23 protein-coding genes, 2 pseudogenes and 1 other annotated feature are annotated in these 24,795 nt (G+C 38.1%); of the genes and pseudogenes, 22 read left to right on the top strand and 3 right to left on the bottom strand.

Annotated elements, in window-relative coordinates; translation table 11 throughout:
* Window positions 1-12 precede the first annotated feature (12 nt).
* The 7 genes and pseudogenes from DCE79_RS18120 to DCE79_RS18090 form a co-directional block, all read left to right on the top strand.
* Window positions 13-612 carry a class I SAM-dependent methyltransferase gene (locus tag DCE79_RS18120; RefSeq protein WP_108714335.1) on the top strand — a complete coding sequence of 200 codons (600 nt, stop codon included), beginning with the start codon at window positions 13-15 and terminating at the stop codon, window positions 610-612.
* A 257-nt stretch (window positions 613-869) separates the two neighbouring features.
* Window positions 870-2,078, top strand: coding sequence for an ABC transporter substrate-binding protein (locus DCE79_RS18115; protein WP_108714334.1), 1,209 nt, complete (start codon window positions 870-872; stop codon window positions 2,076-2,078).
* Window positions 2,079-2,173: 95 nt separating this feature from the next.
* Window positions 2,174-3,049: a branched-chain amino acid ABC transporter permease gene (locus DCE79_RS18110; RefSeq protein WP_108714333.1), complete on the top strand. Its 876-nt coding sequence runs from the start codon at window positions 2,174-2,176 to the stop codon at window positions 3,047-3,049.
* 9 nt (window positions 3,050-3,058) lie between these two features.
* A complete protein-coding gene (locus DCE79_RS18105) occupies window positions 3,059-3,997 on the top strand; it encodes a branched-chain amino acid ABC transporter permease (protein ID WP_108714332.1) in 939 nt (312 codons plus the stop codon).
* Window positions 3,994-4,767, top strand: a complete 774-nt coding sequence (locus DCE79_RS18100; RefSeq protein ID WP_108714331.1) for an ABC transporter ATP-binding protein — start codon at window positions 3,994-3,996, stop codon at window positions 4,765-4,767. The genes DCE79_RS18105 and DCE79_RS18100 overlap by 4 nt, the downstream gene beginning before the upstream one ends.
* Window position 4,768: 1 nt before the next feature.
* A complete protein-coding gene (locus tag DCE79_RS18095; protein ID WP_108714330.1) occupies window positions 4,769-5,476 on the top strand; it encodes an ABC transporter ATP-binding protein in 708 nt (235 codons plus the stop codon).
* A 119-nt stretch (window positions 5,477-5,595) separates the two neighbouring features.
* Window positions 5,596-5,845 (top strand): annotated as a pseudogene (locus DCE79_RS18090) (cupin domain-containing protein); the annotation flags it as partial.
* 190 nt (window positions 5,846-6,035) lie between these two features.
* Here DCE79_RS18090 and rluF read toward each other — a convergent pair.
* Window positions 6,036-6,740, bottom strand: a complete 705-nt coding sequence (rluF, locus tag DCE79_RS18085; RefSeq protein ID WP_108714534.1) for a 23S rRNA pseudouridine(2604) synthase RluF — start codon at window positions 6,738-6,740, stop codon at window positions 6,036-6,038.
* Window positions 6,741-7,021: 281 nt separating this feature from the next.
* Here rluF and adh point away from each other — a divergent pair, with 281 nt between their 5' ends.
* The 4 genes from adh to DCE79_RS18065 all read left to right on the top strand — a co-directional run bounded on the left by adh (window position 7,022) and on the right by DCE79_RS18065 (window position 11,166).
* The gene (adh, locus tag DCE79_RS18080) at window positions 7,022-8,566 is read left to right on the top strand and encodes an aldehyde dehydrogenase (RefSeq protein WP_108714329.1); all 1,545 of its coding nucleotides are present in this window, start codon (window positions 7,022-7,024) and stop codon (window positions 8,564-8,566) included.
* A 17-nt stretch (window positions 8,567-8,583) separates the two neighbouring features.
* The gene (locus tag DCE79_RS18075) at window positions 8,584-8,940 is read left to right on the top strand and encodes a DUF779 domain-containing protein (RefSeq protein ID WP_108714328.1); all 357 of its coding nucleotides are present in this window, start codon (window positions 8,584-8,586) and stop codon (window positions 8,938-8,940) included.
* Between the two features lie 250 nt (window positions 8,941-9,190).
* Complete coding sequence (locus DCE79_RS18070; protein ID WP_108714533.1) at window positions 9,191-10,618, top strand: aldehyde dehydrogenase family protein; 1,428 nt, start codon at window positions 9,191-9,193, stop codon at window positions 10,616-10,618.
* A gap of 59 nt (window positions 10,619-10,677) precedes the next feature.
* On the top strand, window positions 10,678-11,166 hold the full coding sequence (locus DCE79_RS18065; protein ID WP_108714327.1) for an acyl-CoA thioesterase: 489 nt from the start codon (window positions 10,678-10,680) through the stop codon (window positions 11,164-11,166).
* A 54-nt stretch (window positions 11,167-11,220) separates the two neighbouring features.
* Here the strand turns inward: DCE79_RS18065 and DCE79_RS18060 are convergent, their stop codons facing one another.
* A complete protein-coding gene (locus DCE79_RS18060; RefSeq protein ID WP_108714326.1) occupies window positions 11,221-12,534 on the bottom strand; it encodes a globin-coupled sensor protein in 1,314 nt (437 codons plus the stop codon).
* A gap of 177 nt (window positions 12,535-12,711) precedes the next feature.
* On the opposite strand from DCE79_RS18060, the gene DCE79_RS18055 reads away from it, so the two are divergent.
* The 7 genes from DCE79_RS18055 to radA all read left to right on the top strand — a co-directional run bounded on the left by DCE79_RS18055 (window position 12,712) and on the right by radA (window position 19,694).
* Window positions 12,712-12,924, top strand: a complete 213-nt coding sequence (locus tag DCE79_RS18055; protein WP_108714325.1) for an acyltransferase — start codon at window positions 12,712-12,714, stop codon at window positions 12,922-12,924.
* A 205-nt stretch (window positions 12,925-13,129) separates the two neighbouring features.
* Window positions 13,130-13,435 carry a magnetosome magnetite crystal formation protein family gene (locus DCE79_RS18050; RefSeq protein WP_108714324.1) on the top strand — a complete coding sequence of 102 codons (306 nt, stop codon included), beginning with the start codon at window positions 13,130-13,132 and terminating at the stop codon, window positions 13,433-13,435.
* Between the two features lie 196 nt (window positions 13,436-13,631).
* A complete protein-coding gene (locus DCE79_RS18045; protein ID WP_108714323.1) occupies window positions 13,632-14,096 on the top strand; it encodes a CtsR family transcriptional regulator in 465 nt (154 codons plus the stop codon).
* 13 nt (window positions 14,097-14,109) lie between these two features.
* Entirely contained in the window at window positions 14,110-14,652 is a 543-nt protein-coding gene (locus tag DCE79_RS18040; RefSeq protein WP_108714322.1) for a UvrB/UvrC motif-containing protein, read from the top strand.
* Window positions 14,649-15,743, top strand: a complete 1,095-nt coding sequence (locus tag DCE79_RS18035; protein ID WP_108714321.1) for a protein-arginine kinase McsB — start codon at window positions 14,649-14,651, stop codon at window positions 15,741-15,743. Before DCE79_RS18040 ends, DCE79_RS18035 begins: the two co-directional genes overlap by 4 nt.
* Window positions 15,743-18,187, top strand: coding sequence for an ATP-dependent Clp protease ATP-binding subunit (locus DCE79_RS18030; protein ID WP_108714320.1), 2,445 nt, complete (start codon window positions 15,743-15,745; stop codon window positions 18,185-18,187). The genes DCE79_RS18035 and DCE79_RS18030 overlap by 1 nt, the downstream gene beginning before the upstream one ends.
* A gap of 133 nt (window positions 18,188-18,320) precedes the next feature.
* The gene (gene radA / locus DCE79_RS18025) at window positions 18,321-19,694 is read left to right on the top strand and encodes a DNA repair protein RadA (RefSeq protein WP_108714319.1); all 1,374 of its coding nucleotides are present in this window, start codon (window positions 18,321-18,323) and stop codon (window positions 19,692-19,694) included.
* Window positions 19,695-19,796: 102 nt separating this feature from the next.
* Here the strand turns inward: radA and DCE79_RS18020 are convergent.
* Window positions 19,797-20,119 (bottom strand): annotated as a pseudogene (locus tag DCE79_RS18020) (hypothetical protein); the annotation flags it as partial.
* A gap of 320 nt (window positions 20,120-20,439) precedes the next feature.
* Between DCE79_RS18020 and DCE79_RS18015 the strand changes: the two are divergent.
* From DCE79_RS18015 to gltX, 4 genes are all read left to right on the top strand, one after another.
* Window positions 20,440-21,516, top strand: coding sequence for a PIN/TRAM domain-containing protein (locus DCE79_RS18015; protein ID WP_108714318.1), 1,077 nt, complete (start codon window positions 20,440-20,442; stop codon window positions 21,514-21,516).
* A 13-nt stretch (window positions 21,517-21,529) separates the two neighbouring features.
* Window positions 21,530-22,219 (top strand): 2-C-methyl-D-erythritol 4-phosphate cytidylyltransferase, encoded by a 690-nt coding sequence (gene ispD, locus DCE79_RS18010; RefSeq protein WP_108714317.1) that lies wholly within the window; start codon window positions 21,530-21,532, stop codon window positions 22,217-22,219.
* 132 nt (window positions 22,220-22,351) lie between these two features.
* Window positions 22,352-22,828, top strand: coding sequence for a 2-C-methyl-D-erythritol 2,4-cyclodiphosphate synthase (ispF, locus tag DCE79_RS18005; protein ID WP_108714316.1), 477 nt, complete (start codon window positions 22,352-22,354; stop codon window positions 22,826-22,828).
* 121 nt (window positions 22,829-22,949) lie between these two features.
* A complete protein-coding gene (gltX, locus tag DCE79_RS18000) occupies window positions 22,950-24,410 on the top strand; it encodes a glutamate--tRNA ligase (RefSeq protein ID WP_108714315.1) in 1,461 nt (486 codons plus the stop codon).
* A 61-nt stretch (window positions 24,411-24,471) separates the two neighbouring features.
* Window positions 24,472-24,697: a binding site (T-box leader), on the top strand.
* Window positions 24,698-24,795: the final 98 nt, after the last annotated feature.

Raw genomic sequence — 24,795 nt, 5'->3', positions numbered from 1 at the left:
AGTGGAAATCTGTTGAATGAACAACAATATGAAAAACTTTTAAATATTAATACATCAGGATTCCAATATGGATTCCCAAAACTCGTTCAATACCATCGTTATGAACCAACACCATATAGTGGCCTGGATCAATTATTCGAGGTTTATGAACTCCCTGAAAATCCGCATTTTCTTGATATTGGCTGCGGTAAAGGACGTGTACCGATTTATATTCATCATCGATTTGATATCCCAGCTACAGGAATTGAAATGGATCAAAAATTTTTTATTGAAGCCGAACATAATGCAGAGCACTATTTACAAAAGACAGGAAAAAAACATTCACCTTTGCAATTTATTAATGATTTAGCTGAAAATTACTGCATTACGGAAAATGACAATGTGTTTTTCTTCTTTAACCCCTTTTCTGTTCACGTATTTCGTGCGTTTGTGAACCATATTTTTGATTCCATTGAAAAATACCCTCGTATAGTGGATCTCCTACTCTATTATCCATCTCCACAATATATAGATTTTCTTCAAAATGAGCTGGTCTTACAATGCTATTTAGAAGTGAACTTGCTACATGAAAAAAATGAAAATGAACGTATTATCGTCTTTCGAATCTCCTAGCTGATGAATTAAATTTACAACATACTAATAAGTATTTGATTGTAAATTTAATTTACTCAGAATATACATAATTTACAGAAAAATCACACTAGACTAATAATAATGTATCTATTACAATACAGAAGTTGGAATAAATGAGAATAAATACTTTTATTTGTTTTATTCGGAAAATTTTAAATTTAGATTGTGGTAAGGGAATTAATTGAGTATAATTATCAGAAATATCAAACATTTCGAATTAGCAGGGGGACGCAATTATGGAAAAGCACAACAAAATGAAAAAATATGGATCTTTATTTATGGCTACGGCACTACTTACAGGTGCTTTAGCGGGGTGTAATTCAGATGACGATTCTAGTTCTTCAGGTTCAGGAAACTCAGTATCGGGTGATGAAATCAAAATCGGTGCAAACTTAGAGTTATCAGGAGCTGTTGCAACTTACGGGGCTTCTATTAATGACGGTGCGAAATTAGCAATTGAAGAGATTAATGCAGCGGGTGGCGTTGATGGTAAAAAAATTAAGTATATTCCAGTAGATAATAAATCAGAAACAGCAGAGGCAACTTCTGCGGCGATTCGTTTAGCAGAGCAAGAAAAAGTAGTAGCCATGTTAGCGCCAGCAACTTCAGGTAACTCGGTTGCAACTGTTCAACTTGCAAACAAACATAAAGTACCAATGGTAACAGGTTCAGGTACAGCACCAAACGTTACAGTAAACGATGATGGTTCAATCAATGAATATGCGTTCCGTACATGCTTCATTGATCCATTCCAAGGGACAGTAGCTGCAAACTTTGCATCAAATGAATTAGGTGCGAAAAATGTAGCCATTTATGCAGATAACGCATCAGATTATGCAAAAGGGTTAGCAAAATCATTTAAAGAAACGATTGAAGCAAACGGCGGGACTGTTGTAATTGAAGAAGCGTATGTTGCAAAAGATGTAGACTTCAAATCAACATTAACAAATATTAAAGGTAAAAATCCAGACTTCATCTTCATTCCAGGTTACTACGAAGAAGTTGGTCTAATTGTTAAGCAAGCACGTGATTTAGGTATTAATGTACCATTAATGGGTGCGGACGGTTGGGATTCCCCAACTTTAGTTGAGCTAGCAGGGGCAGATGCACTGAATAACACATTTATCACGAACCACTATTCATCTGAAGATCCAGATGCAACGATTCAAAAATTCGTGGAAGCATTTAAGGCAGAATATAATGAAGCACCAAATGCATTCCACGCTTTAGGTTATGATTCTATCTACTTTATCGTAGATGCAATCAAACGTGTCGATGGTGATATTACCGGTGAATCCATTCAAAAAGCTTTAGCTGCAACAAAAGATTTAAGCCTAATTACAGGTACATTCACAGTTGATGAAAACCACAACCCAGTAAAATCAGCTACGGTTTTAGAATTCGTAGATGGTAAACAACAGTTCAACTCTAAAGTTAATCCTTAATTTTTTATGAGTAAGGGGGGCGAACTAGCCCTCCTTTTTTTTAGTCGATAAGAAAAAGGATTAAACGATAGTAGACGAAAGAAGGAGTGAATGAGATGGAGTGGATACAGCAACTGGTTAATGGTATTTCACTTGGTAGTATTTATGCGTTAATCGCACTCGGCTATACGATGGTTTACGGCATTATTAAGCTGATTAACTTCGCACATGGTGATGTCTTTATGCTCGGTGCGTTTATTGGCTTTTATGCAATTGCACGTTGGGAAATGAATGTATTTTTAGCCCTTATTTTAGCGATGATTCTTTGTGCAGTAATCGGTGTGATTATAGAACGTGTTGCTTATAAACGTTTACGAAGTGCGACGCGTATTGCGGCGTTAATTACAGCAATCGGGGTTTCATTATTAATTGAATATACGGTAATTTTCTTCAGAGGACCTTCACCAAGTGTATATCCTGAAGTTATTTCAAAGAAAAACTTTGAAGTTTTTGGTGCACAAATTAGTATGCAAGCAATCTTAATTTTATCGATTTCTATTGTCTTAATGCTGTTATTACAATTCATTGTTCATAAAACAAAAATCGGTAAAGCAATGCGTGCAGTTTCGCATGATGCAGATGCAGCGCGCCTAATGGGCATTAACGTAGATAATACAATTTCTGCAACATTTGCTATTGGATCAGCATTAGCGGGTGCAGCGGGTGTTATCTTCGGTATTTATTACACGCGAATTGACCCATTAATGGGCGTTATGCCAGGGATCAAAGCATTTATCGCAGCCGTTCTTGGTGGGATTGGGATTATTCCAGGTGCAATGGTTGGCGGTTTGTTACTAGGTGTTGTAGAAACAGTTGTATCGGCACTAGGTTATTCATTATGGCGCGATGCAGCGGCATTCATTATTTTAATTTTGATACTAATATTACGTCCAGCGGGTATTTTCGGTAAAAATACGCGCGAGAAAGTGTAGGTGAACAGCATGAAAAAATCTAAAGTATTTTGGGGTTATATCATCTTAGCACTAGTTATTTATGCTGCCATTCAACTTTTTATTAATACGGGTGTCATCGGATATTACTATCAAAACATGTTAATTATGATGTGTATTAATATTATGCTAGCTGTTAGTTTACATGTTGTTATCGGAATTACGGGGCAATTCTCTATTGGGCATGCTGGATTTTTAGCTGTTGGTGCGTATATTTCAGCAATTTGTACAATGAAACTGGGAATGCCGTTCATTACAGCAATTTTAATCGGTGCTGTAGTTGCCGCACTTGCGGGTCTTTTAGTAGGTATTCCTTCATTAAGGCTAAAAGGAGATTATTTAGCGATTGCGACGTTAGGTTTTGCCGAAATCATTCGAATCCTTTTCGTCAATATTGATTACGCAGGTGGTGCAGCAGGACTTCAAGTAACACAACAATCGACATGGACTTACGCCTTCTTTGGTGTATTTATTACGATCTTAGTCATTTCTAACTTTACAAATTCGCGTCATGGCCGCGCATGTATTTCAATTCGAGAGGATGAAATTGCGGCGGACTCGATGGGGATTAATACAACCTATTATAAAGTACTTGCATTTGCGATTGGTTCTTTCTTTGCAGGTGTGGCAGGGGCCATTTATTCGCATAATATTTACTTAATTCAACCGACAGGCTTTGGATTCTTAAAATCATTTGATATTTTAATCTTTGTTGTATTAGGCGGTTTAGGAAGTCTTTCAGGTTCAGTAATTGCAGCCGTATTATTAACGATTGTATCGACGTACTTACAAGGATTCCCAGAAACACGTATGATTATTTACTCGTTAATTTTAATTTTAATTATGCTTTATCGACCAACAGGGCTATTAGGAACAAAAGAAATAACAGAATTCTTCAAGTTCGGTAAAAAAGGAGGTACGCGTGTATGAGTACGCTTCTTAAAGTAGAAAATTTAGGCATCCAATTCGGCGGATTAAAGGCTGTTCAAAGTGTCGAACTTTATATGAACCAAGGCGAGTTAATCGGCTTAATTGGTCCTAATGGTGCGGGGAAAACAACGACATTTAATATGTTAACAGGTGTATATGCCCCAACAGAAGGGACGATTCAGTTTGACGGGAAGTCAATTGGTGGTTTAGATCCATATAAAGTAACACGACAAGGGATTAGCCGTACTTTCCAAAACATCCGTTTATTTAAAGAACTTTCGGTACTGGATAATGTAAAAGTAGCCAACCACGGATTAGCGAAGCATAGTTTATTCTCAAGTATTTTACGACTCCCTAGCCACTTTGTGGGTGAAGCGAAAATGGAAGAGGAGTCATTGGCATTTTTAAAAATTTTTGGATTAGATGTCTATCGTGATGAGCTTGCCAAAAACTTACCTTATGGGATGCAACGTCGCTTAGAAATCGCACGCGCACTAGCTGCGGCTCCAAAGTTACTTCTTTTAGACGAACCAGCAGCGGGGATGAACCCGCAAGAAACAAAGGATTTAATGGAACTGATTGCGTTTATTCGTAAAGAGTTCGACTTAACAATTTTACTGATTGAACATGATATGAGTTTGGTTATGGGAATTTGTGAACGTATTTATGTACTGGATCACGGGCAATTAATTGCGGACGGGACACCAGAAGATATTCGTTCGAATCCAAAAGTAATTGAAGCATATCTTGGTGAGGAGGTTACAGAATAATATGCTAATAGTTAATGACATCGATGTATACTACGGCAATATCCAAGCATTAAAAGGAATCTCCTTAGAAGTTAATGAAGGTGAAATTGTAACGTTAATCGGAGCAAATGGTGCTGGGAAAAGTACATTATTAAAAACAATCTCAGGGTTACTGAAACCAAAGCGTGGTTCGATTGAATATTTAGGGTCGGCAATTGATGGCAAAGCTGCGCAATCAATCGTAAAAGCGGGAATTTCTCATGTACCTGAGGGGCGTCGTGTTTTCGCCAATATGACGGTAGAAGAAAACCTAGAATTAGGTGCCTATTTACGAAATGACCGGGATGGCATAAAAAAAGATATGGACCATGTGTATGAATTATTTCCACGTCTTTTTGAACGCCGCAAACAGCTTTCTGGTACTTTATCTGGCGGAGAACAGCAAATGCTCGCAATGGGGCGTGCATTGATGGCTAAGCCGAAATTGATTATAATGGATGAACCATCGATGGGTCTTGCCCCATTAATGGTAAAAAACATTTTCAATATTATCAAAATGGTCAATGGAGAAGGTACAACCGTATTGCTGGTCGAGCAAAATGCGAATATGGCGCTTTCGGTTGCACATCGCGCCTACGTTTTAGAAACAGGGAAAATTGTACTTTCTGGTTCAGCAAAAGAACTGCAAGAAAGTGATGAAGTAAAGGCTGCTTATTTAGGCGGACTATAAAAGAAAGGAGATTTCTTGTAAGTGAAAACTTATGAGAATCTCCTTTTTAGTTTAAGGGAGAGACGTTAATGCAATCGATTGAAAAATTAATTGAACAAATGCAATTGCAACCACATCCAGAAGGCGGGTTTTATCGTTCTTCGTTACGAGCAGAGGATTCGTTAACTTTAGCGCGTGGTGAGCGACCACTAGAAAAATACGATTTTTGGTTCCTCTGTTGAAATTGAAAATACATTTGGATTAGTTGGCTGTATGGTAGCACCAGGCTTTGACTTTGTCGACTTTGAATTGTTTACACAAAAGGAGTTACTCACAAAGTACCCACAGCATGAAGAAATTATTAAAAAAATGGCGTACAAGCAAATTTAAAAAGGTGTCCTTGTAAATTCGTTTACAAGGACACCTTTTTTCATTACAAAACAATGGCTTCTTCGTTTGGATATTTAAACTTTAGTGGGATTTTATGAAGCAATTGCTTTGAAATAGTCACAACTTCGAGCAGTTGTTGTTTTCATCGTTTATATTCCTCACCCTCTGCTGTTAAGAGGCTAAGCTGTACTTATTGCTTTGGTGTATAGTTCAGAAGTTTAAAGAGTTCGTTTAATTCTTTTTCTGTTAAATCGCGCCATTGTCCAACCTTTAAATTACCAATATGAATGTTCATAATACGAATGCGTTGTAGTCGCTTGACGGAATAACCGAGTGCAGCACACATACGACGAATTTGACGATTTAGCCCTTGTTCTAAAGTAATTTTAAATACTTGGGAAGAAATTTTTTCAACGCGACATGGCAATGTTTTTGTATCTAATATTTCTACCCCTGAGCGCATTTCATGAAGGAAATCTTCAGTAATCGGTTCATCTACTTGAACGATGTATTCCTTTTCATGATGATTTTCTGCACGTAAAATTTCGTTAACGATATCCCCGTCATTCGTTAACAGTAATAGTCCTTCTGAGTCTTTGTCGAGACGTCCAATATGGAAAATACGTAATGGATGATTCACGAAATCCACAACGTTTCCTGGAATATGCTGTTCGGTTGTACTCGTAATGCCAACGGGTTTGTTTAGTACAATGTAAACGAGTTGTTGCTCTCTTTGTACGAGTTTACCATCAACGTAAACCTCGTCGCCTTCTTTCACTTGACTACCATTTGTAGCAAGTACACCGTTAATAGTAATACGGCCTTCCTCTACCCACTTATCTGCACCGCGACGTGAGACGATGCCTGTTTCTGCTAAAAATTTATTTATACGCATAATTTTCTCACCTACTAATAGAATATCTTCAGTATACAATATTTCACGCATAAATTCGCTTTCCATCATTTTTAAATCACCATAGAAGTTTTACTAATTATAGTAAAATATAATAATATAAAAATTCAGAAAAATGAAGTTTTAAATTGTAATTAATAGATTTATCTGACAATATAGTAAGGGAGGATACCTTTTAGTAGGATACATTTTTCAGCTTGAATCAGTCACGACCTTATAAAAAAGGTATGGTCAAAATATTGATGCAAAGGGGAGCAATTTCAATGACGGGAGCAATTTCAACGATAGGAGTTTACCAAAATCCAAACACAGAGGGTGCAGTAGTAAACTTTAAGGAACGTTATGACAATTTTATCGGTGGCAAATGGACAGCACCTGTAAAAGGAGAGTATTTTGACAATGTAACGCCTGTAACGGGGAAAGTATTTACACAAGTGGCACGTTCGACTGAAGAGGATATTGAATTAGCGCTTGACGCAGCACATGCGGTAAAGGATGTTTGGGGGAAAACTTCCGCAACAGAGCGCAGTAATATTTTACTAAAAATCGCTGATCGTATGGAACAAAACTTAGAAATGTTAGCGGTTGCAGAAACATGGGACAACGGGAAGGCAGTTCGTGAAACATTAAACGCTGATTTACCGTTAGCAATTGATCATTTCCGCTATTTTGCAGGGGTATTACGTGCACAAGAAGGCGCACTAAGCCAAATTGATGACAACACAGTAGCGTACCATTTCCATGAGCCAATTGGTGTTGTTGGACAAATTATTCCGTGGAACTTCCCGCTACTAATGGCAGTTTGGAAGCTTGCACCAGCACTTGCAGCAGGAAACTGTGTTGTATTAAAGCCAGCGGAGCAAACACCTGCATCGATTCTAGTATTTGCTGAACTAGTGGAGGATTTATTACCACCAGGTGTATTAAACATTGTGAATGGCTTCGGCTTAGAAGCAGGAAAACCGTTAGCATCGAGTCCACGTATTGGGAAAATTGCCTTTACAGGGGAAACAACGACAGGGCGCTTAATTATGCAATATGCATCACAAAATTTAATTCCTGTAACGTTAGAGCTAGGCGGAAAATCACCGAACATTTTCTTTGAAGATATTATGGATGCAGATGATGCATTTTTAGATAAAGCAGTAGAAGGTTTTGTATTATTTGCACTGAATCAAGGGGAAGTTTGTACTTGTCCATCTCGGGCGCTAATTCAAGAATCAATTTACGACGAATTTATGGAACGCGTATTAAAACGTGTTGAAGCCATTCAAATTGGCAATCCGCTTGATCCAAATACGATGATGGGTGCGCAAGCCTCGTCTGAACAAATGGAAAAAATTCTCTCTTACTTACAAATCGGAAAAGAAGAAGGCGCTGAATGTCTAATTGGTGGCGAGGAAAATGACCTTGGTGGTGATTATGCTGAGGGCTACTACATTAAGCCAACTGTATTTAAAGGACATAATAAAATGCGCATTTTCCAAGAAGAAATTTTTGGTCCAGTTGTAGCGGTGACAACATTTAAAACGAAAGAAGAAGCACTAGAAATTGCCAATGACACATTATATGGTTTAGGTTCTGGTGTTTGGACGCGCGATATGAATACGGCGTATCGTTTCGGACGTGGTATTGAAGCGGGGCGTGTTTGGACAAACTGCTATCATGCCTACCCAGCACATGCGGCGTTCGGTGGCTATAAAATGAGTGGTATCGGACGTGAAAACCATAAAATGATGTTGAATCATTACCAACAAACGAAAAACTTATTAGTGAGCTACGACGAAAACCGCTTAGGCTTCTTCTAAGAGAGGAGGTGCTTGCCTTGGTTGAAAGAGTTGTTGCAACTGATGCAGCACTACAGTTAATGGAGAAGTTAAAGGCACGTCATGGTCCACTAATGTTTCATCAGTCTGGTGGTTGCTGTGATGGTTCCTCACCGATGTGTTACCCAGATGGGGATTTGATCGTAGGTAATCAGGATATCTTACTTGGGAATCTTGGTGGAAGTCCATTTTATATGCACAAAAACCAATACGATTATTGGAAACATACGCAAATTATTATTGATGTTGTCGATGGTCGTGGCGGGATGTTTTCGTTAGAGGGTGTGGAAGGGAAACGCTTTTTATCCCGTTCACGTGCCTTTACAAAAGAGGAACTTGAGCAGCTTCACCTATAAATTTAGAGCACGAAAAAGGGCTAGGCTTTTTCGTGCTTTTTTGTTGCTCTTTTTCATCGCAAAAATTTAGGCGTATAATAACTTTAAGAGCATGGGAAAATGGGTAAATTAACTTTAGCGCATCAATTCAACTAAATAGGAATAGATTTTTTCTTTTTTAGTGGGCGTTTCTATTCAAATACCATTTTCACGTGAAACATTTATTGGAATTCAATTAAACAATTTTATGAATTGGGTAGGAGTGATGAAAGTGAAAGAAACACAATTATGGATTAATGGTCGTTGGGAAAGCACAAAAGAAAGTACAGAACTTACATCACCATATACAGGAGAAATCCTTGCGAATGTAGCAAAGGCAACAACGACGGATGTAGAACGTGCGATTGAAGGCGCACATGAAGCATTTCAAACATTTAAAAATACAACAGCATATGAACGTGCTGAAATTTTATATAACGTCGTCGCAATTATGCGTGATCGTAAACAGGAACTTGCCGAAATTTTAGCTCTGGAAGCAGCAAAACCTCTTTCGGCTGGATTAGGAGAAATTGATCGTACGATTGCAACATATCAATTTGCCGCAGAGGCAGCGAAGCAAGTAACAGGAGAAACGATTCCGATGGATGCTGCACCTGGTGTTAGTGACCGTATTGGGTATACGAAGCGTATTCCGTTAGGCGTTGTTTCAGCGATTACACCGTTCAACTTCCCATTCAACTTAGTCGCGCACAAGTTAGGGCCAGCATTTGCAGTAGGGAATACCGTTGTATTAAAACCAGCAACACAAACACCACTTAGTTCACTGGTGATGGCTGAAATTTTTAAAGAAGCTGGTTTACCAGATGGCGCCCTTCAAATTGTCACAGGGAGCGGTAGTGAATTAAGTGACATGCTTGTTACACATCCGCTCGTGAAAAAAGTAACATTTACAGGGAGTGGTGCTGTCGGATTAAAATTGAAAGAAAAAGTAGGCTTACGCAAAATTACGTTAGAGCTTGGTTCGAATGCAGCTCTTATTGTAGAGCCAACGACACCGCTTGAGAAAATTATGAAACGTTGTGTTGGAGGTGCATTTGGTTTTGCGGGACAAGTGTGTATCTCACTTCAGCGCATTTATGTCCACCAATCGATTTATGATACATTTATAAAACGATTCACAGAAGAAACAAATCGTTTAGTTGTAGGTGATCCCATGGATGAAAAAACCGATGTCAGTGCGATGATTAATCCTGGTGAAGTAACGCGTATCAAAGCGTGGATTGAAGAAGCAAAAAAAGAAGGTGCGGTTGTTGCAACGGGTGCTGAATTTACAGAGCGCACATGTTCCCCAACTGTTATGACAAATGTAAAGCCTGATATGAAAATTGTTTGCGAAGAAACATTTGCACCAATTGTTTCGATTGTACCTTATGACACATTAGACGAAGCGATTAGCTATGTAAACGATTCACAGCTTGGATTAAATGCGGGAATTTACACGAATGTTTTAACAGATGCGATGAAAGCAGCAGAATTACTTGAAGCAGGCGCCGTTATTATTAATGATATTCCAACATTCCGTGTAGATAATATGCCGTATGGTGGCGTGAAAATGAGCGGCTACGGAAAAGAAGGCATTAAATATGCGATTGAAGAAATGACGGATTTAAAACTTATTACGATGAAGTTAAACTTTTAAACTAGCGAATCATAGTCCAAGATAGTAACATGAAAAGTAGATTAGAAAGGGGAATAAGGATGCAAAAAACCTTACCAATGAGTTTTTCGAGATCTATTCAAACACGATTAGTATTACCGCCAGATACGAACCACCACCAATCGATTTTTGGTGGGAAAGTTTTAGCATATATTGATGAAATTGCGGCGATTGCAGCGATGAAGCATTCTCAAGGAGAAGTCGTGACGGCTTCATTTGATTCTGTAGATTTTGTATCTCCAGCTTATGCGGGTGATATAATTGAGCTAGAAGCAGTTGTGACAGGGACTGGGCGTACTTCGATGGAAGTATATGTCCGAGTGGTCACACGCAATGTTAAAAACAGCACCAAAAAGTTAACGACGGAATCATTTGTTACGATGGTTGCCATTGACGATGAAGGAAAGCCAAGAGAAGTAGCAAGTATTGAGGCAGAGACCGATTTTGAACGCCATTTATTTGAAACAGGCCCACTTCGTCAAGAACATCGTAAAGCAAAACGTGCCTTATCGAAAAATCGAAGAGGATGAATAATAAGAGGGCTGTCCGCTAATAGGACAGCCCTCTTATAGTTTGAAAAAGGATTAATCATGTAGTTCATGAACTATTCGTAACAATGAATCTGAAGAAGTGGATACGAGACCTGTTGTATCGGTTAAAGCCGTAATTACAGACGAGATAGTATGAATATCTTCATTTGTATTTTCGTACTGTGTTTTAATCCCCGAAACGGCTTCAGCAATAGAAATGAATGAATCGGCTAAGCTTTTTTGCGTATCTACGCTCATTTTTACTTGTTCATCCACACTTACTACAGATTCGGACATTTGACTAATATTCAGTTCAGTCTCTTTAATTAAGTGCGAAACATTTTGTACAGCTGTTTTTGTTTCCTCGGCGAGTTTTCGTACCTCATCTGCCACTACGGCAAAGCCTTTACCGTGTTCACCTGCACGTGCTGCCTCAATCGATGCATTTAAGGCAAGTAAGTTTGTTTGATCAGCAATACCCGTTACAAGCCCTACAATTTCTGCAATTTTTTTAGAAGATTGACTTAGTGTATCCATCGAAGATTCCAATATACCAACACGATCTGAAATCGTCGTCATTAACGATGTTTGGGTGACTAAATGTGTGGTACCAGTCAATGATTTTTCTTCGGTCTCTGCAACTAATTGTAAACCTTGCTTTGTATTAATCGCAATTTCTTCGGATTGTCCAGCGATTTCTTGCAGGGATGCATTCGTTTGATCGCTAATGCCATTTAGCTCTTTTGCGGTAGTTTGAATGCGGTCAATTAATTTCATTTTAACCGTTTCATGCACTAAACGGATGCGTTCTTCTTCTTTTTCATAAGCTTCGATAACAAGCTGCTGTTCAAAGTTAATAATTTTTGAGAACGCATTAATCGCGCGGCTCATATCTCGAGCTGGCATATCAACCGTTTCGATAAACTCAATAAATGTCGTCATTAGCGACTGGAATGAGGCAAGATACCATTTTGATTTTAAACCGATGCGCACATGTGTGTGTGCAATATGTTTTCGTTCTTCAATATACGCAGAATCAATATGGCATTTAAAAATGTCTCCCAAATGTTTAGATAAAGTAATTTTTAATCGCTCAATTTGCGTTGTACTTTTTATAATTTGAACTAACTCCGTACTTAAACTGATGGCTCCATAAAACTGCTCTACCATAATCGGAATAAGTTCAACTGAGTAAGGCTCAAGTTGTTTAATAATCGCTAAGTCTTCAGTTGTTAATTTTAAAAGCTGTAATTGTTTATGAAGATCTGGATAATTTGAAATATCTAAGAAGACATCTTTAGAATACGCTGTGGGATCTAAAAATGGTTGATTTGTTGATTTTGTTGATTTAGAAAACCAAGTACCCATTACATTGCCTCGTTTCATCAATTTTTCACATATAGATATAGTACTATTTTTCGTTTGAATAATCAGTATTATTTCGATATAAAATTGTAAAAATGACGATATTTGTATTTTGTTTTTATGCGATGTATCATAGAAATAAGGATAAATAGATTATTTTCTAGTAAAGGACGTTGTGTAATGAAATTTCATAAAGGTCGATTAAAATTTGTATTACCATTAGCACTTGGGGTAGGAATTGCTTCTTATATTATGCTTGCCAATAATTATCAAGAAGTGCCTGATCGTGATCGTTTATTCATTGTCATTGGTGCGGCAGTTTTAACAGGAATTCTATCTTACTTCTTATTCCCTCAAAGCGGAGACAATCCTGATGATAGAGGACCTTACTAAATTCATACATAGTTTTAAAAATCTCGATTACTAAAATCGGGATTTTTTTATGGATTAGAAAGTTTACGTTTTTCAAGCAAGTCCACATAAAATAAGACATCATTTCGAACGATTTGGTGCAAAATATATTTTTAAATTTAATAATGAATCTTTTATAAACTGTATACGTATATAAATTAACGAAAATAAAGTGAGGATGATTTTAATGGAATCTAAATGGTCAAAAGTGATTATTCATGCAAGTGCATTTTTTGCCCCTTGTTTAGTGCCGATTCTATTTTTCTTAATAAGTTCTGATGATGAGGTAAAACGTACGTCGATTCAAGCGTTGCTATTCCAAATTGTATTTGGTATTTTAATTGCGATTGCAGGTATTTTATCGCTCCTTTTAGTGGGATTACCATTCTTATTAGTATTCTTAGCAATCTTCTGGATTGCCCCAATTATCGGGATTGTCAAAGCGTTATCAGATCAAAATTGGAATTACCCAATCGTTGGACGTTGGGTATAATGTGGCACGGAGCAGTGAAGTCTATTTATTAGGCTTTGCTGCTTTTTTTTTACTAAATTAAACTAGATAAAAGGTATTTTTAGGCGTTTTTTAGGGGAAAGGTTAATAGGAGCTATGATTTGCATTTCAATTTTTATGTATTGTATAGTTAAGTCAAAGATAGTCAAAGTCAGTTGTTTGTGAGGTGAGAGACAGCATGAGTAATATATCTGACATTATTGAAGGGTATTTGAAAGAAGTTATTGAATTAGATGGTCAAGGTCTTATTGAGATTAAGCGTAATGAACTCGCTAAGCAATTTTCATGTGCCCCGTCGCAAATCAATTACGTCATTAATACACGATTCACGACAGAGCATGGTTATTTTGTTGAAAGTAAGCGTGGCGGTGGTGGCTATATTCGAATTTTGCGCGTAACGATTCATTCGAAAAAAAATCTATTAGATGAGATGGAAAAACAAGTTGGAGAATCCATCGCGCAAATGAATGCAGAACGAATTATTTTCCGCCTTTTAGACGAAGATATACTAACTGAGCGTGAAGTAATAATTATGAAAGCAGCAATGGACCGAGCAACACTACAGCTCCCCTTACCATTACGTGATCAAATTAGGGCACGTATTATGCAAGCAATGTTAAAAACCATTTCTTTTGAAAAGTAGAGGTGTACTAAAGATGATTTGTGAACATTGTAAACAAAGACATGCGAATGTTACGGTGACACAAGTTCAAAATGGGCAAAAGTTCGAACGCCATTATTGCGAAGAATGTGCACAGCAATTTCATCCATTTCAATTTGAAACAAGTGAAGAGGCTGCTTCACTTCAACAGTTCGTTTCAAACTGGTTTAACTTTTTCCCTTCGACAACGAAGAAAGAAAGAACGGCTAATACGGAACGTGAAAATTTAACTTGCCCATCATGCGGCTTTACGTACCGTCACTTTTTAAAGCAAGGTAAATTTGGCTGCGAACATTGTTACGAAACATTTAGCACACAATTACCACCGTTACTTGAAAAAATTCAAGCAGGCACAAAGCATGTTGGATTTGTTGAAGAAGCACCATCAAAAGAAAAGGTTGAACAAAAAATAACGAAGCTTCGAGAACAAATAAAAGAAGCCATTCATGTAGAAAATTTTGAAGAGGCAGCGAAAATCCGGGATGAAATACGTATGCTAGAAAATAAAATTCATCAAACAGGGAGGGAACAAGCATGAACATCGAGCATTTTTTAACGAATGCCAATCCGCGCTGGATGCAAAGCGAAGACAGGTCAGATATTGTCATGAGCACACGCATTCGACTTGCTCGAAATATTGCAGGTGTTCGTTTCCCAATCAGTTTTACAGAAGAAGATGCGCATAGTATTGAAAATAGAATGATGAATGCACTTCTACAGATAGAAGATAATCCATATTATTTTTCATATTTTCCAATAAAGGATATGCCACTTTTGCAACGTCAAATTTTAGTAGAAAAGCATTTAATTAGTCCCAATTTAGCAAGCAGGAAAAAAATAGGGTCATTTTTTTTAACCGAAGATGAATCCGTTAGCATATTAGTAAATGAAGAAGATCACATTCGAATTCAATATTTAACAAATGGCATGAACTTACAAAGAGCGTATGAGGAAGCTCGAAAAGTGGACCGCTTTATTAGCAAACAAATCGAGTATGCCTATCAAGAACGCTATGGTTATTTAACAAGCTGCCCAACAAATGTTGGTACGGGTTTACGTGCATCAGTTATGCTCCATTTACCAATCCTCACCCTAACGAAACAAATGAATTCGTTAATTCAAATGATGACGCGATTAGGAATGGTCGTTCGGGGTATATATGGGGAAGGAAGTGAAAATTTAGGGAATGTTTACCAAATCTCTAACCAAATCACTTTAGGGAAATCAGAGCCTGAAATATTGCAGGAACTGAGTGATGTTGTAGAGCAAATTATTCAAAAAGAACAGCTTGCTCGAACAAAGTTACTTACTCGAGCCCCTTCAAATTTAGAGGATCGCTTAAGTCGATCACTCGGAACATTAAAATATGCAAAAATTTTATCAAGTGAAGAAGCAGCAAGCTGTTTATCCAATGTACGCCTTGGGGTAAGTTTAGAGTTACTAGAACCGATTTCTCAAAATCAGCTCAATGAATGTATGCTGCTCATGCAGCCTGGATTTATACAGCAATTTGCTGGTACTACACTGCAACCAGCAGAGCGCGATATGTATCGTGCAAAACTTTTACAAGATAAGTTAAATGAATCCAATGAAACGGTAAACAATGGGGATAAGGGAGAGGATTACTAATGATGTTTAATCGATTTACTCAACGTGCACAAAAGGTGTTACAACTCGCACAAGAAGAGGCAATTCGCCTGAAGCATAAAGAAATTGGCACAGAACATATTTTACTTGGTTTAATTCGTGAAGGCGGCGGAATCGCAGCTAAAGCACTAGAAGCGATTAATATTAGCCCACAAATGATTGAATCGGGTATTGAAGAGCTTGTTGGTAAAGGGACAGAAGAAGTCGGTCCAATTGTTCATTACACACCACGAGCAAAAAAAGTAATCGAACTTTCATTAGATGAATCACGTAAACTAGGGCATGCTTATGTCGGTACAGAACATATACTACTTGCGTTAATTCGTGAAGGTGAAGGCGTAGCAGCACGTGTATTAGCGAATACAGGTGTTAGCATTAATAAAGCACGCCAACAAGTATTGCTATTATTAGGAAATAATGATAATAATCCAAACAGTACGGCCTCAATGAATCAAACGGTAAATACACCAACACTAGACAGCTTAGCACGTGATTTAACAGCGGTAGCCCGTGAAGGTTCATTAGACCCTGTAATCGGTCGTTCAAAAGAAATTACACGGGTTGTGGAAGTATTATCACGTCGTACAAAAAATAACCCTGTATTGATCGGGGAGCCAGGTGTTGGTAAAACAGCAATTGCAGAAGGGTTAGCCCAACAAATCATTAACAATGAAGTACCTGAAACTCTACGTGATAAACGCGTTATGACCCTTGATATGGGTACGGTTGTAGCTGGAACAAAATACCGAGGTGAATTCGAAGACCGCCTGAAAAAAGTGATGGATGAAATTCGCCAAGCAGGGAATATTATTTTATTCATTGATGAACTTCATACATTAATTGGTGCAGGTGGAGCTGAGGGTGCAATTGATGCATCGAATATTTTAAAACCGTCATTAGCACGCGGTGAATTACAGTGTATCGGTGCTACAACTTTAGATGAATACCGTAAATATATCGAAAAAGATGCCGCGTTAGAGCGTCGTTTCCAACCGATTCAAGTAGATGAGCCAACTGTAGATGAGACGATTCAAATTATTAAAGGCTTACGTGACCGTTATGAAGCACATCACCGTGTGAAAATTTCAGATGAAGCGGTAGAAGCGGCAGCAAAATTATCAGACCGTTATATTTCAGACCGTTTCTTACCAGATAAAGCGATTGATTTAATCGATGAGGCGGGCTCAAAAGTACGCTTACGTTCTTACACAGTACCACCAAATTTAAAAGAGTTAGAAGATAAATTAGAAGGTATCAAATCTGAAAAGAATGCAGCGGTTTCAAGTCAGGAATTTGAAAAAGCAGCAGCCTTACGTGATTCAGAACAAAAATTAAAAACTGAGCTAGAACAGCTGAAAAAAGAGTGGAAAGAAAAGCAAGGAAAGGAAGAATCTACAGTATGTGTAGATGACATCGCACAAGTTGTCGCAATGTGGACGGGAATTCCTGTTTCTAAAATTGCACAAGAAGAGTCAGCGAAACTATTACAACTTGAAACAGAATTACACAAACGTGTTGTTGGTCAAGGTGAAGCAGTCGAAGCAATCTCTCGTGCAATCCGTCGTGCGCGTGCGGGACTAAAAGATCCAAAACGTCCGATTGGTTCATTTATTTTCCTTGGTCCAACAGGGGTTGGTAAAACAGAGCTTGCTCGAGCGCTAGCAGAAGTCATGTTTGGCGATGAAGAAGCCATGATCCGCGTTGACATGTCAGAGTACATGGAAAAACATTCGACTTCCCGTTTAGTAGGTTCACCTCCAGGCTATGTAGGCTTTGATGATGGTGGTCAATTAACAGAAAAAGTTCGTCGCAAACCATACTCAGTGGTTCTGTTAGATGAAATTGAAAAAGCACATCCAGATGTGTTCAATATTCTCTTACAAGTATTAGAAGACGGGCGTTTAACAGATTCAAAAGGGCGCGTTGTCGACTTCCGTAATACGGTCGTAATTATGACATCAAATGTTGGTGCAGATGCACTTAAATTCCAAAAGCATGTTGGTTTTGGTGCAGGCGATGCAGCTTCAAAAAATAAGAACATGAAGAGTACGATGTTAGAAGAGTTGAAAAAAGCATTCCGTCCAGAGTTCTTAAACCGTATCGATGAAATGATTGTGTTCCATTCATTAGAAAAAGAGCACTTAAAGGAAATCGTTTCATTGATGGTGGGCTCTCTAACAAAACGCTTAAAAGAACAAGATATTGAGCTGAAATTAACAGATACAGCCCTTGAAAAAATTGCGGATGAAGGCTACGATCCACAATACGGAGCACGTCCATTACGTCGTTCGCTGCAAAAGCACGTGGAAGATCGTTTATCAGAAGAGCTATTAAAAGGCACATTGGATAAATCACGAACAGTAGTCCTTGATTATGTAAATGATGAGTTCATCGTTCGTACAGAAGAAAAGATACTACAAAACTAATCAAAAATATGCGAGGTGGGACATTTCCTACCTCGTTTTTTCATGCGTAAAAAGAAATTTTAGGTGGAATAGTATGTGTTTTTAGTCGTTTCCTGTACAATAATAGGAACAAACATTCGAAGGGGTTAACGAAATGGCGAAGAAAAAATCGAAGTTTATGTGTAGTAGCTGTGGCTATGAAGCGGCAAAATGGATGGGGCGCTGTCCAGGCTGTGGCGAATGGAATACGATGAATGAAGAAATAGAAATCATTTCAAAGGGAGTTCGCGGAGCATTCCAACATTCTACAACGACAACAAAGGCGACACCAATTATTAATGTGGAAGTGCAAGAGGAAACACGTATTGTTACGCAAATGGGTGAATTTAACCGTGTACTTGGTGGTGGGATTGTACCAGGTTCACTTGTGTTAATTGGTGGGGATCCTGGGATTGGGAAATCGACATTACTTTTACAGATTTCTGCGCTTTTATCAAACCAAGGAAAACGAGTCCTCTATATTTCAGGGGAGGAATCAGTACGCCAAACAAAGTTACGCGCGGAACGTTTAGGCGTGAAATCTCCGGAGCTTTACATATACTCTGAAACGAATTTAGAGTTTTTAAATCAAACAATTGAAGAAGTTCAACCGAAATTTGTGATTGTCGATTCCATTCAAACTGTTCATCACCCAGAAGTCACAAGTGCACCAGGAAGTGTGTCACAAGTGCGTGAATGTACCGCAGAATTAATGCGCATTGCGAAAACGAAAAACATTGCGATTTTCTTAGTTGGTCACGTAACAAAAGAAGGGCAAATTGCAGGTCCGCGTATTTTAGAACATATGGTGGATACCGTGCTTTATTTTGAAGGCGAGCGTCATCATAATCACCGTATTTTAAGAAGTCAAAAAAACCGTTTTGGTTCAACAAATGAAATTGCGATTTTTGAAATGCTACAAGGTGGATTGAAAGAAGTATTAAATCCGTCTGAGCTATTTTTACAGGAGCGTTCACAAGGGGCACCTGGCTCAACGGTTGTAGCATCCATGGAAGGAACACGTCCAATTCTAGTAGAAATCCAATCTCTTGTGACACCAACCAGTTTTAATTATCCAAAGCGTATGGCAACAGGAGTCGATCAAAACCGTGTGCAATTGTTAATGGCTGTGCTTGAAAAACGTATGGGAATGATGCTACAAGCGCAAGATGCTTATATTAAAGTTGCAGGCGGTGTGAAATTAGATGAACCTGCCATTGATTTAGCGGTGTTAACGAGCATTGTTTCAAGCTTTAAAGACCAGGCTGTTCGTCCGACGGATTGTTTTATTGGTGAGGTTGGTTTAACGGGAGAGGTACGCCGTGTATCGCGTATTGAACAACGTGTACAAGAAGCAGCAAAATTAGGGTTTAAGCGTGCGATTATTCCTGCGTCAAATATCGGAGGATGGGATTTCCCTGAAGGAATTCAAATCGTTGGTGTCGAAACAATTAGTGATGCTTTACGATCTTCATTTCAAGATTTATAACAATAAATAAGCTGTCCGGAAAATCCTTTCGGGACAGCTCATTTGCGACGAGAATGATGAGAATTTATGCTAACCACCGCCTTAAGCGGATAATATCTTAAATTAATTTTTTACTGTTGAACATTTCTTTTCAAAGGCTTCTTTTGTAAAAATACCAAAGGGCTTTCCAATTGGTAAGAATGTAAAGTCTAAGTGTTTGTTTAATACGTTGCACCTGCACCGTAAAGTGACAGAAGCGCAATAATTAATTCAGAGTATGCGGCAAGTAAATGCATACCATGTGCCAAGATTCCAAATGAACTTAGCGATAAACCGATGAATAAAAAATCAATCATCAAGAAAATGAAGAATAAAACTTTATTCGTTTCTGCTGCGCCAATCGTCATAAATAGGGTAAAGATTAAGTACCCTAAATACACAACACCTTTTAGATGAGTTCAAAACGTATTCTCCTATCTTGCGATTCATTTTTCTGTTATATGTGGATAATATACTAAAATAACCAACCGAACTATAGGATGATATAATTCGGAAGGAACTCTGTCATTACTGTAAAGATATGATGTAAATTTAACAAAAAAATTTATGTGACGATAGGAATATTTTTAGAGGGAATTTTATTGAAATAGCATATTTTATTCTAATACAGTTAAAATCGCTGTTTTTGTTTGCGATGTAAGCTTGAGGTTTGTGCGTCGCATGAATTGCATATTGGATGTATAATTAATCATAGGAGGTGATGTGTATGTTAAAGAGAGTAATTCAAGTAGCATTCTTATTTATCGGGGGAGCATTAGGTCTCATTTTCTTACCGCCATTATACGAATTTATGAATTTATCAACCCATCCATGGCTTAATAATCCATATTTTAGCGTTGTAATAGGTGCTGCTTTATTGTTTGTTTTATCGTTTGCATTATCGGACTATTTTGTAAAACTAATTAATTGGTTAGAAGAAGTGTTATTTAAACTTCCTGCCGCCGATTTATTATTTGGTACATTCGGTTTAATTGTTGGGCTTAGTGTAGCGACGTTAGCAAGTGTAGCGATTAACCAAATGAATATCCCCGTTGTGACTGCTGTTGTACCGGCAATTTTATCAATCGTGTTAGGTTATTTAGGATTCCGATTAGGGTTTAGTAAGCGTGATGAACTACTTCAAATATTTTCGGGAAAATCTACTTCCAAAAAGCGTTTAACGGACGTAGTAGGGAAAGATACATCTGAGCACCATAAATTACTTGATACGAGCGTTATTATTGATGGGCGTATTGCAGATATTTCGGCAACCGGTTTTGTAGAAGGTATTCTGGTAGTTCCACAATTTGTGTTAACTGAATTACAGCATATTGCGGATTCTTCGGATACATTAAAGCGTACACGTGGTCGCAGAGGGTTAGATATTTTAAAACGCCTGCAAGATGAACGCGCATCAAAAGTGTTAATTACGGAAATTGATTTTGAGGATGTTGCAGAAGTCGATTTAAAATTAGTGCGTTTAGCGAAAAAAATGGATGCACAAATTTTAACGAATGACTTTAACTTAAATAAAGTTTGTGAATTACACCGTGTTCAAGTATTGAACATTAATGATTTAGCGAATGCTGTGAAGCCTGTCGTGATTCCAGGAGAAGACATGCAAGTTGTCGTGATTAAAGATGGGAAAGAGCATAATCAAGGCGTAGCCTATTTAGATGACGGTACGATGATCGTTGTAGAAGGTGGCCGTAGCTATATCGGTCAGGCAATTACTGTGACCGTAACAAGTGTGCTGCAAACATCGGCAGGTCGCATGATTTTTGCGAAGCCAAAAGAAGGTTAGGAAGTGAACCATTTTGCATTATGAAGTCGTTTTGCCGGCAGCAGGTAGCGGAAAGCGTATGGGTGCTGGGCAAAATAAATTATTTTTACTGTTAGCACAAAAACCAATTTTAATGCATACCTTACTGGTTTTTGAACAAGATGAAAATTGTACAGGCATTTGGTTAGCCGTTAAAGATGAAGAACGTCCTTATATCGAATCTTTAATACAACAGTATCAAATCTCAAAAGTAAAAGGATTGCCTACAGGTGGTGCCGAGCGTCAGCATTCCGTACATTCTTGTATTAAAGAAATGAACGCCGTAGAAGTTGTACTCGTTCATGATGCAGCACGTCCGTTTATAACGGTACCGACAATTTCAGAACTTACGAAAGTAGCTTATGAAAAAGGTGCGGCTATTGCGGGTGTTCGAGCAAAGGATACGATGAAAATTGTGCATAATGGACTGATTAAAGAAACCGTTGATCGTGATTCGTTATGGATGATTCAAACACCACAAGCGTTCCGATTCGACTTATTAGCAGAAGCTGAGGACGTTGCTGAAAAAGTAGGTTTTCTAGGAACCGACGAAGCAATGCTAGTCGAACGTTTAGGATATGATATTCACATGGTTGAAAGCAGCTACGAAAATGTCAAAATGACGACACAAGAAGATTTAATTTTTGGTGAAGCCATTTTAAACCGACGCCAAACAATCATCTAAATGAAAATGCCTTGAAAAATGTTAAAGTTTTTCAAGGCATTTTTATTAGAAGTTGATTATACTAAGAATAACTAGATTAACAAAAGGTAGGTGAAGGCTAGTTTACCTGTTAAGGGTAGCTAGTGAATTATAATGTTTCGAATTGGACAAGGCTTTGACGTTCATGAATTTGCAGAAGGACGTCCACTAATTTTAGGTGGAATTACAATCCCGCATGAGCGCGGACTTTTAGGACACTCAGATGCGGATGTATTATTACATACCGTTACAGACGCTGCATTAGGCGCAATTGGTGAAGGTGACATTGGTCGTCACTTCCCAGATACAGATCCAGAATGGAAAGATGCGGATTCAGCGAAGTTACTTGCATACATTTGGAAAATGGTTGAAGCACGCGGCTATAAATTAGGTAATGTGGATTGCACAATTATGGCCCAACGTCCGAAGATGGCACCGTATATTGAGGCAATGCGCAATCGTATCGCTGAATTATTAAATGCAGACCCATCACAAGTGAATGTGAAGGCAACAACAACTGAAAAACTGGGCTTTGTTGGTCGTGAAGAAGGGATTGCCTCAATGGCAACAATTCTTTTAGTAAAAGCCTAATTTGTTCGGCGTGTGTCAAATTTCGGCACACGCCACTTTTATTTAATAACTGCAAGTGGTAAAATGAACGGAGTTAAAAGGGGTCGAGTATACTTGACACTTAAATTTAGGAGGCAATATTATGACGAAACCAGTTCGCGTTCGTTATGCACCATCGCCAACAGGTTTTTTACACATTGGTGGCGCACGTACAGCTTTATTCAACTATTTATATGCAAAACATCACAACGGTACTTTCGTAGTACGCATTGAAGATACAGATATCGAACGTAACGTAGAGGGCGGCGAAGCTTCTCAATTAGATAACTTACGCTGGTTAGGAATTATTCCAGATGAATCGATTGATATCGGTGGTCCATATGCACCTTACCGTCAAATGGAACGTTTAGATATTTATAAAGAGCACGCTGAAAAAATGTTAGAACAAGGGCACGCTTATAAATGTTTCTGTTCTTCAGAAGAATTAGAAGCATCTCGTGAAGCACAAAAAGCTCGAGGCGTAGCAGCACCAACTTATGATGGTAAATGCCGTCACTTAACTGCAGAAGAAGTAGCTGAAAAAGAAGCTGCTGGTATCCCGCACACAATTCGTATGCGTGTTCCAGAAAATGTTACTTATAGCTTTACTGACTTAGTACGCGGTGATGTATCATTCGAATCAAAAGACGTTGGTGACTGGGTACTTGTTAAAGCAAATGGTATCCCTACTTACAACTATGCCGTAGTATTAGATGACCATTTCATGGAAATGACACATGTATTCCGTGGGGAAGAGCATTTATCAAATACACCAAAACAAATGATGGTATTCGACGCATTTGGTTGGGAATATCCACGCTTTGGTCATATGACATTAATCGTTAATGAAGACCGCAAAAAATTATCGAAACGTGACGAATCGATTATTCAATTCGTAGCGCAATATAAAGATCTTGGTTATTTACCAGAAGCAATGTTCAACTTCTTCGGGTTACTTGGCTGGTCTCCTGAAGGTGAAGAAGAGATTTTCTCACATGACGAGTTCGTTAAGTTATTTGATGAAAAACGTTTATCAAAATCACCATCAATGTTTGATAAAACAAAGCTTACTTGGATGAACAACCAATATATCAAAAAATTATCACCTGAAGATGTAGTAGCTCTAGCTTTACCACATTTACAAAAAGCAGGATTACTCCCTGCAGAATTAACAGCAGAACAACATGCATGGGTTTCTGAATTAATCAGCCTTTTCCACGAGCAAATGAGCTTCGGTGCTGAAATCGTTGAACTTACTGCCCAATTCTTCAATGATGAAGTTTCATATGATGAAGAAGCAAAAGAAGTGTTAGCTGGTGAAACAGTACCTCAAGTTATGGCTGCATTTAAAGTACAATTAGAAAACTTAGAGTCATTTGATGCTGCTTCAATTAAAGCGGCGATTAAAGCGGTTCAAAAGGAAACAGGCGTAAAAGGTAAAAACTTATTTATGCCAATTCGTGTAGCTATCATGGGTGAAATGCACGGCCCAGAATTACCAAACTCAATTTCTTTAATTGGTAAAGCAAAAGCAATCGCTCGCGTAGAGCAATTTGCAAACTAATAGCCAAATAAATTGATTTTTCAGAAATTAACTGTAAAATGAATATACATTGTATATAGCGGAAATCACGTTGAGAAGGAGAAGTACGTGGCGCATACCTATTAGAGAGGATCATCATCGTCTGAAAGTGATCTAGGTCAAGGCAAAGCAGAAATGCACCTTTGAGTATTTAATTGAAATTTTAAGTAGGTTAAATCGACTTGTCCTCGTTAACGGACTCTTTAAGCGGAAGGGGTCTATCGTACTTCTTCAACCAGAGTGGAACCGCGCTAATATGCGTCTCTGTCACTAATTTTAGTGATGGGGGCGTTTTTTATTTTTGATGAAATAGAAAAATAATTGAACAATTTCAAAAGGAAATGACAAGTTTAAAAAAGGAGCAATT

Source organism: Lysinibacillus sp. 2017, from assembly GCF_003073375.1.
Lineage (GTDB): Bacteria > Bacillota > Bacilli > Bacillales_A > Planococcaceae > Solibacillus.
This window is presented reverse-complemented; position numbering and strand designations above follow the sequence as displayed.

Bases quoted from the DNA above. Each gene is read 5' to 3' on its own strand.
- DCE79_RS18100 (WP_108714331.1), top strand. From the start codon at position 3,994: ATGAGTACGCTTCTTAAAGTAGAAAATTTAGGCATCCAATTCGGCGGA.
- DCE79_RS18050 (WP_108714324.1), top strand. From the start codon at position 13,130: ATGGAATCTAAATGGTCAAAAGTGATTATTCATGCAAGTGCATTTTTT.
- DCE79_RS18115 (WP_108714334.1), top strand. From the start codon at position 870: ATGGAAAAGCACAACAAAATGAAAAAATATGGATCTTTATTTATGGCT.
- DCE79_RS18030 (WP_108714320.1), top strand. From the start codon at position 15,743: ATGATGTTTAATCGATTTACTCAACGTGCACAAAAGGTGTTACAACTC.
- gltX (WP_108714315.1), top strand. From the start codon at position 22,950: ATGACGAAACCAGTTCGCGTTCGTTATGCACCATCGCCAACAGGTTTT.
- radA (WP_108714319.1), top strand. From the start codon at position 18,321: ATGGCGAAGAAAAAATCGAAGTTTATGTGTAGTAGCTGTGGCTATGAA.
- rluF (WP_108714534.1), bottom strand. From the start codon at position 6,740: ATGCGTATAAATAAATTTTTAGCAGAAACAGGCATCGTCTCACGTCGC.
- ispF (WP_108714316.1), top strand. From the start codon at position 22,352: ATGTTTCGAATTGGACAAGGCTTTGACGTTCATGAATTTGCAGAAGGA.
- DCE79_RS18015 (WP_108714318.1), top strand. From the start codon at position 20,440: ATGTTAAAGAGAGTAATTCAAGTAGCATTCTTATTTATCGGGGGAGCA.
- DCE79_RS18060 (WP_108714326.1), bottom strand. From the start codon at position 12,534: ATGGGTACTTGGTTTTCTAAATCAACAAAATCAACAAATCAACCATTT.
- DCE79_RS18045 (WP_108714323.1), top strand. From the start codon at position 13,632: ATGAGTAATATATCTGACATTATTGAAGGGTATTTGAAAGAAGTTATT.
- DCE79_RS18065 (WP_108714327.1), top strand. From the start codon at position 10,678: ATGCAAAAAACCTTACCAATGAGTTTTTCGAGATCTATTCAAACACGA.
- DCE79_RS18095 (WP_108714330.1), top strand. From the start codon at position 4,769: ATGCTAATAGTTAATGACATCGATGTATACTACGGCAATATCCAAGCA.
- DCE79_RS18035 (WP_108714321.1), top strand. From the start codon at position 14,649: ATGAACATCGAGCATTTTTTAACGAATGCCAATCCGCGCTGGATGCAA.
- adh (WP_108714329.1), top strand. From the start codon at position 7,022: ATGACGGGAGCAATTTCAACGATAGGAGTTTACCAAAATCCAAACACA.
- DCE79_RS18055 (WP_108714325.1), top strand. From the start codon at position 12,712: ATGAAATTTCATAAAGGTCGATTAAAATTTGTATTACCATTAGCACTT.
- DCE79_RS18040 (WP_108714322.1), top strand. From the start codon at position 14,110: ATGATTTGTGAACATTGTAAACAAAGACATGCGAATGTTACGGTGACA.
- DCE79_RS18105 (WP_108714332.1), top strand. From the start codon at position 3,059: ATGAAAAAATCTAAAGTATTTTGGGGTTATATCATCTTAGCACTAGTT.
- DCE79_RS18110 (WP_108714333.1), top strand. From the start codon at position 2,174: ATGGAGTGGATACAGCAACTGGTTAATGGTATTTCACTTGGTAGTATT.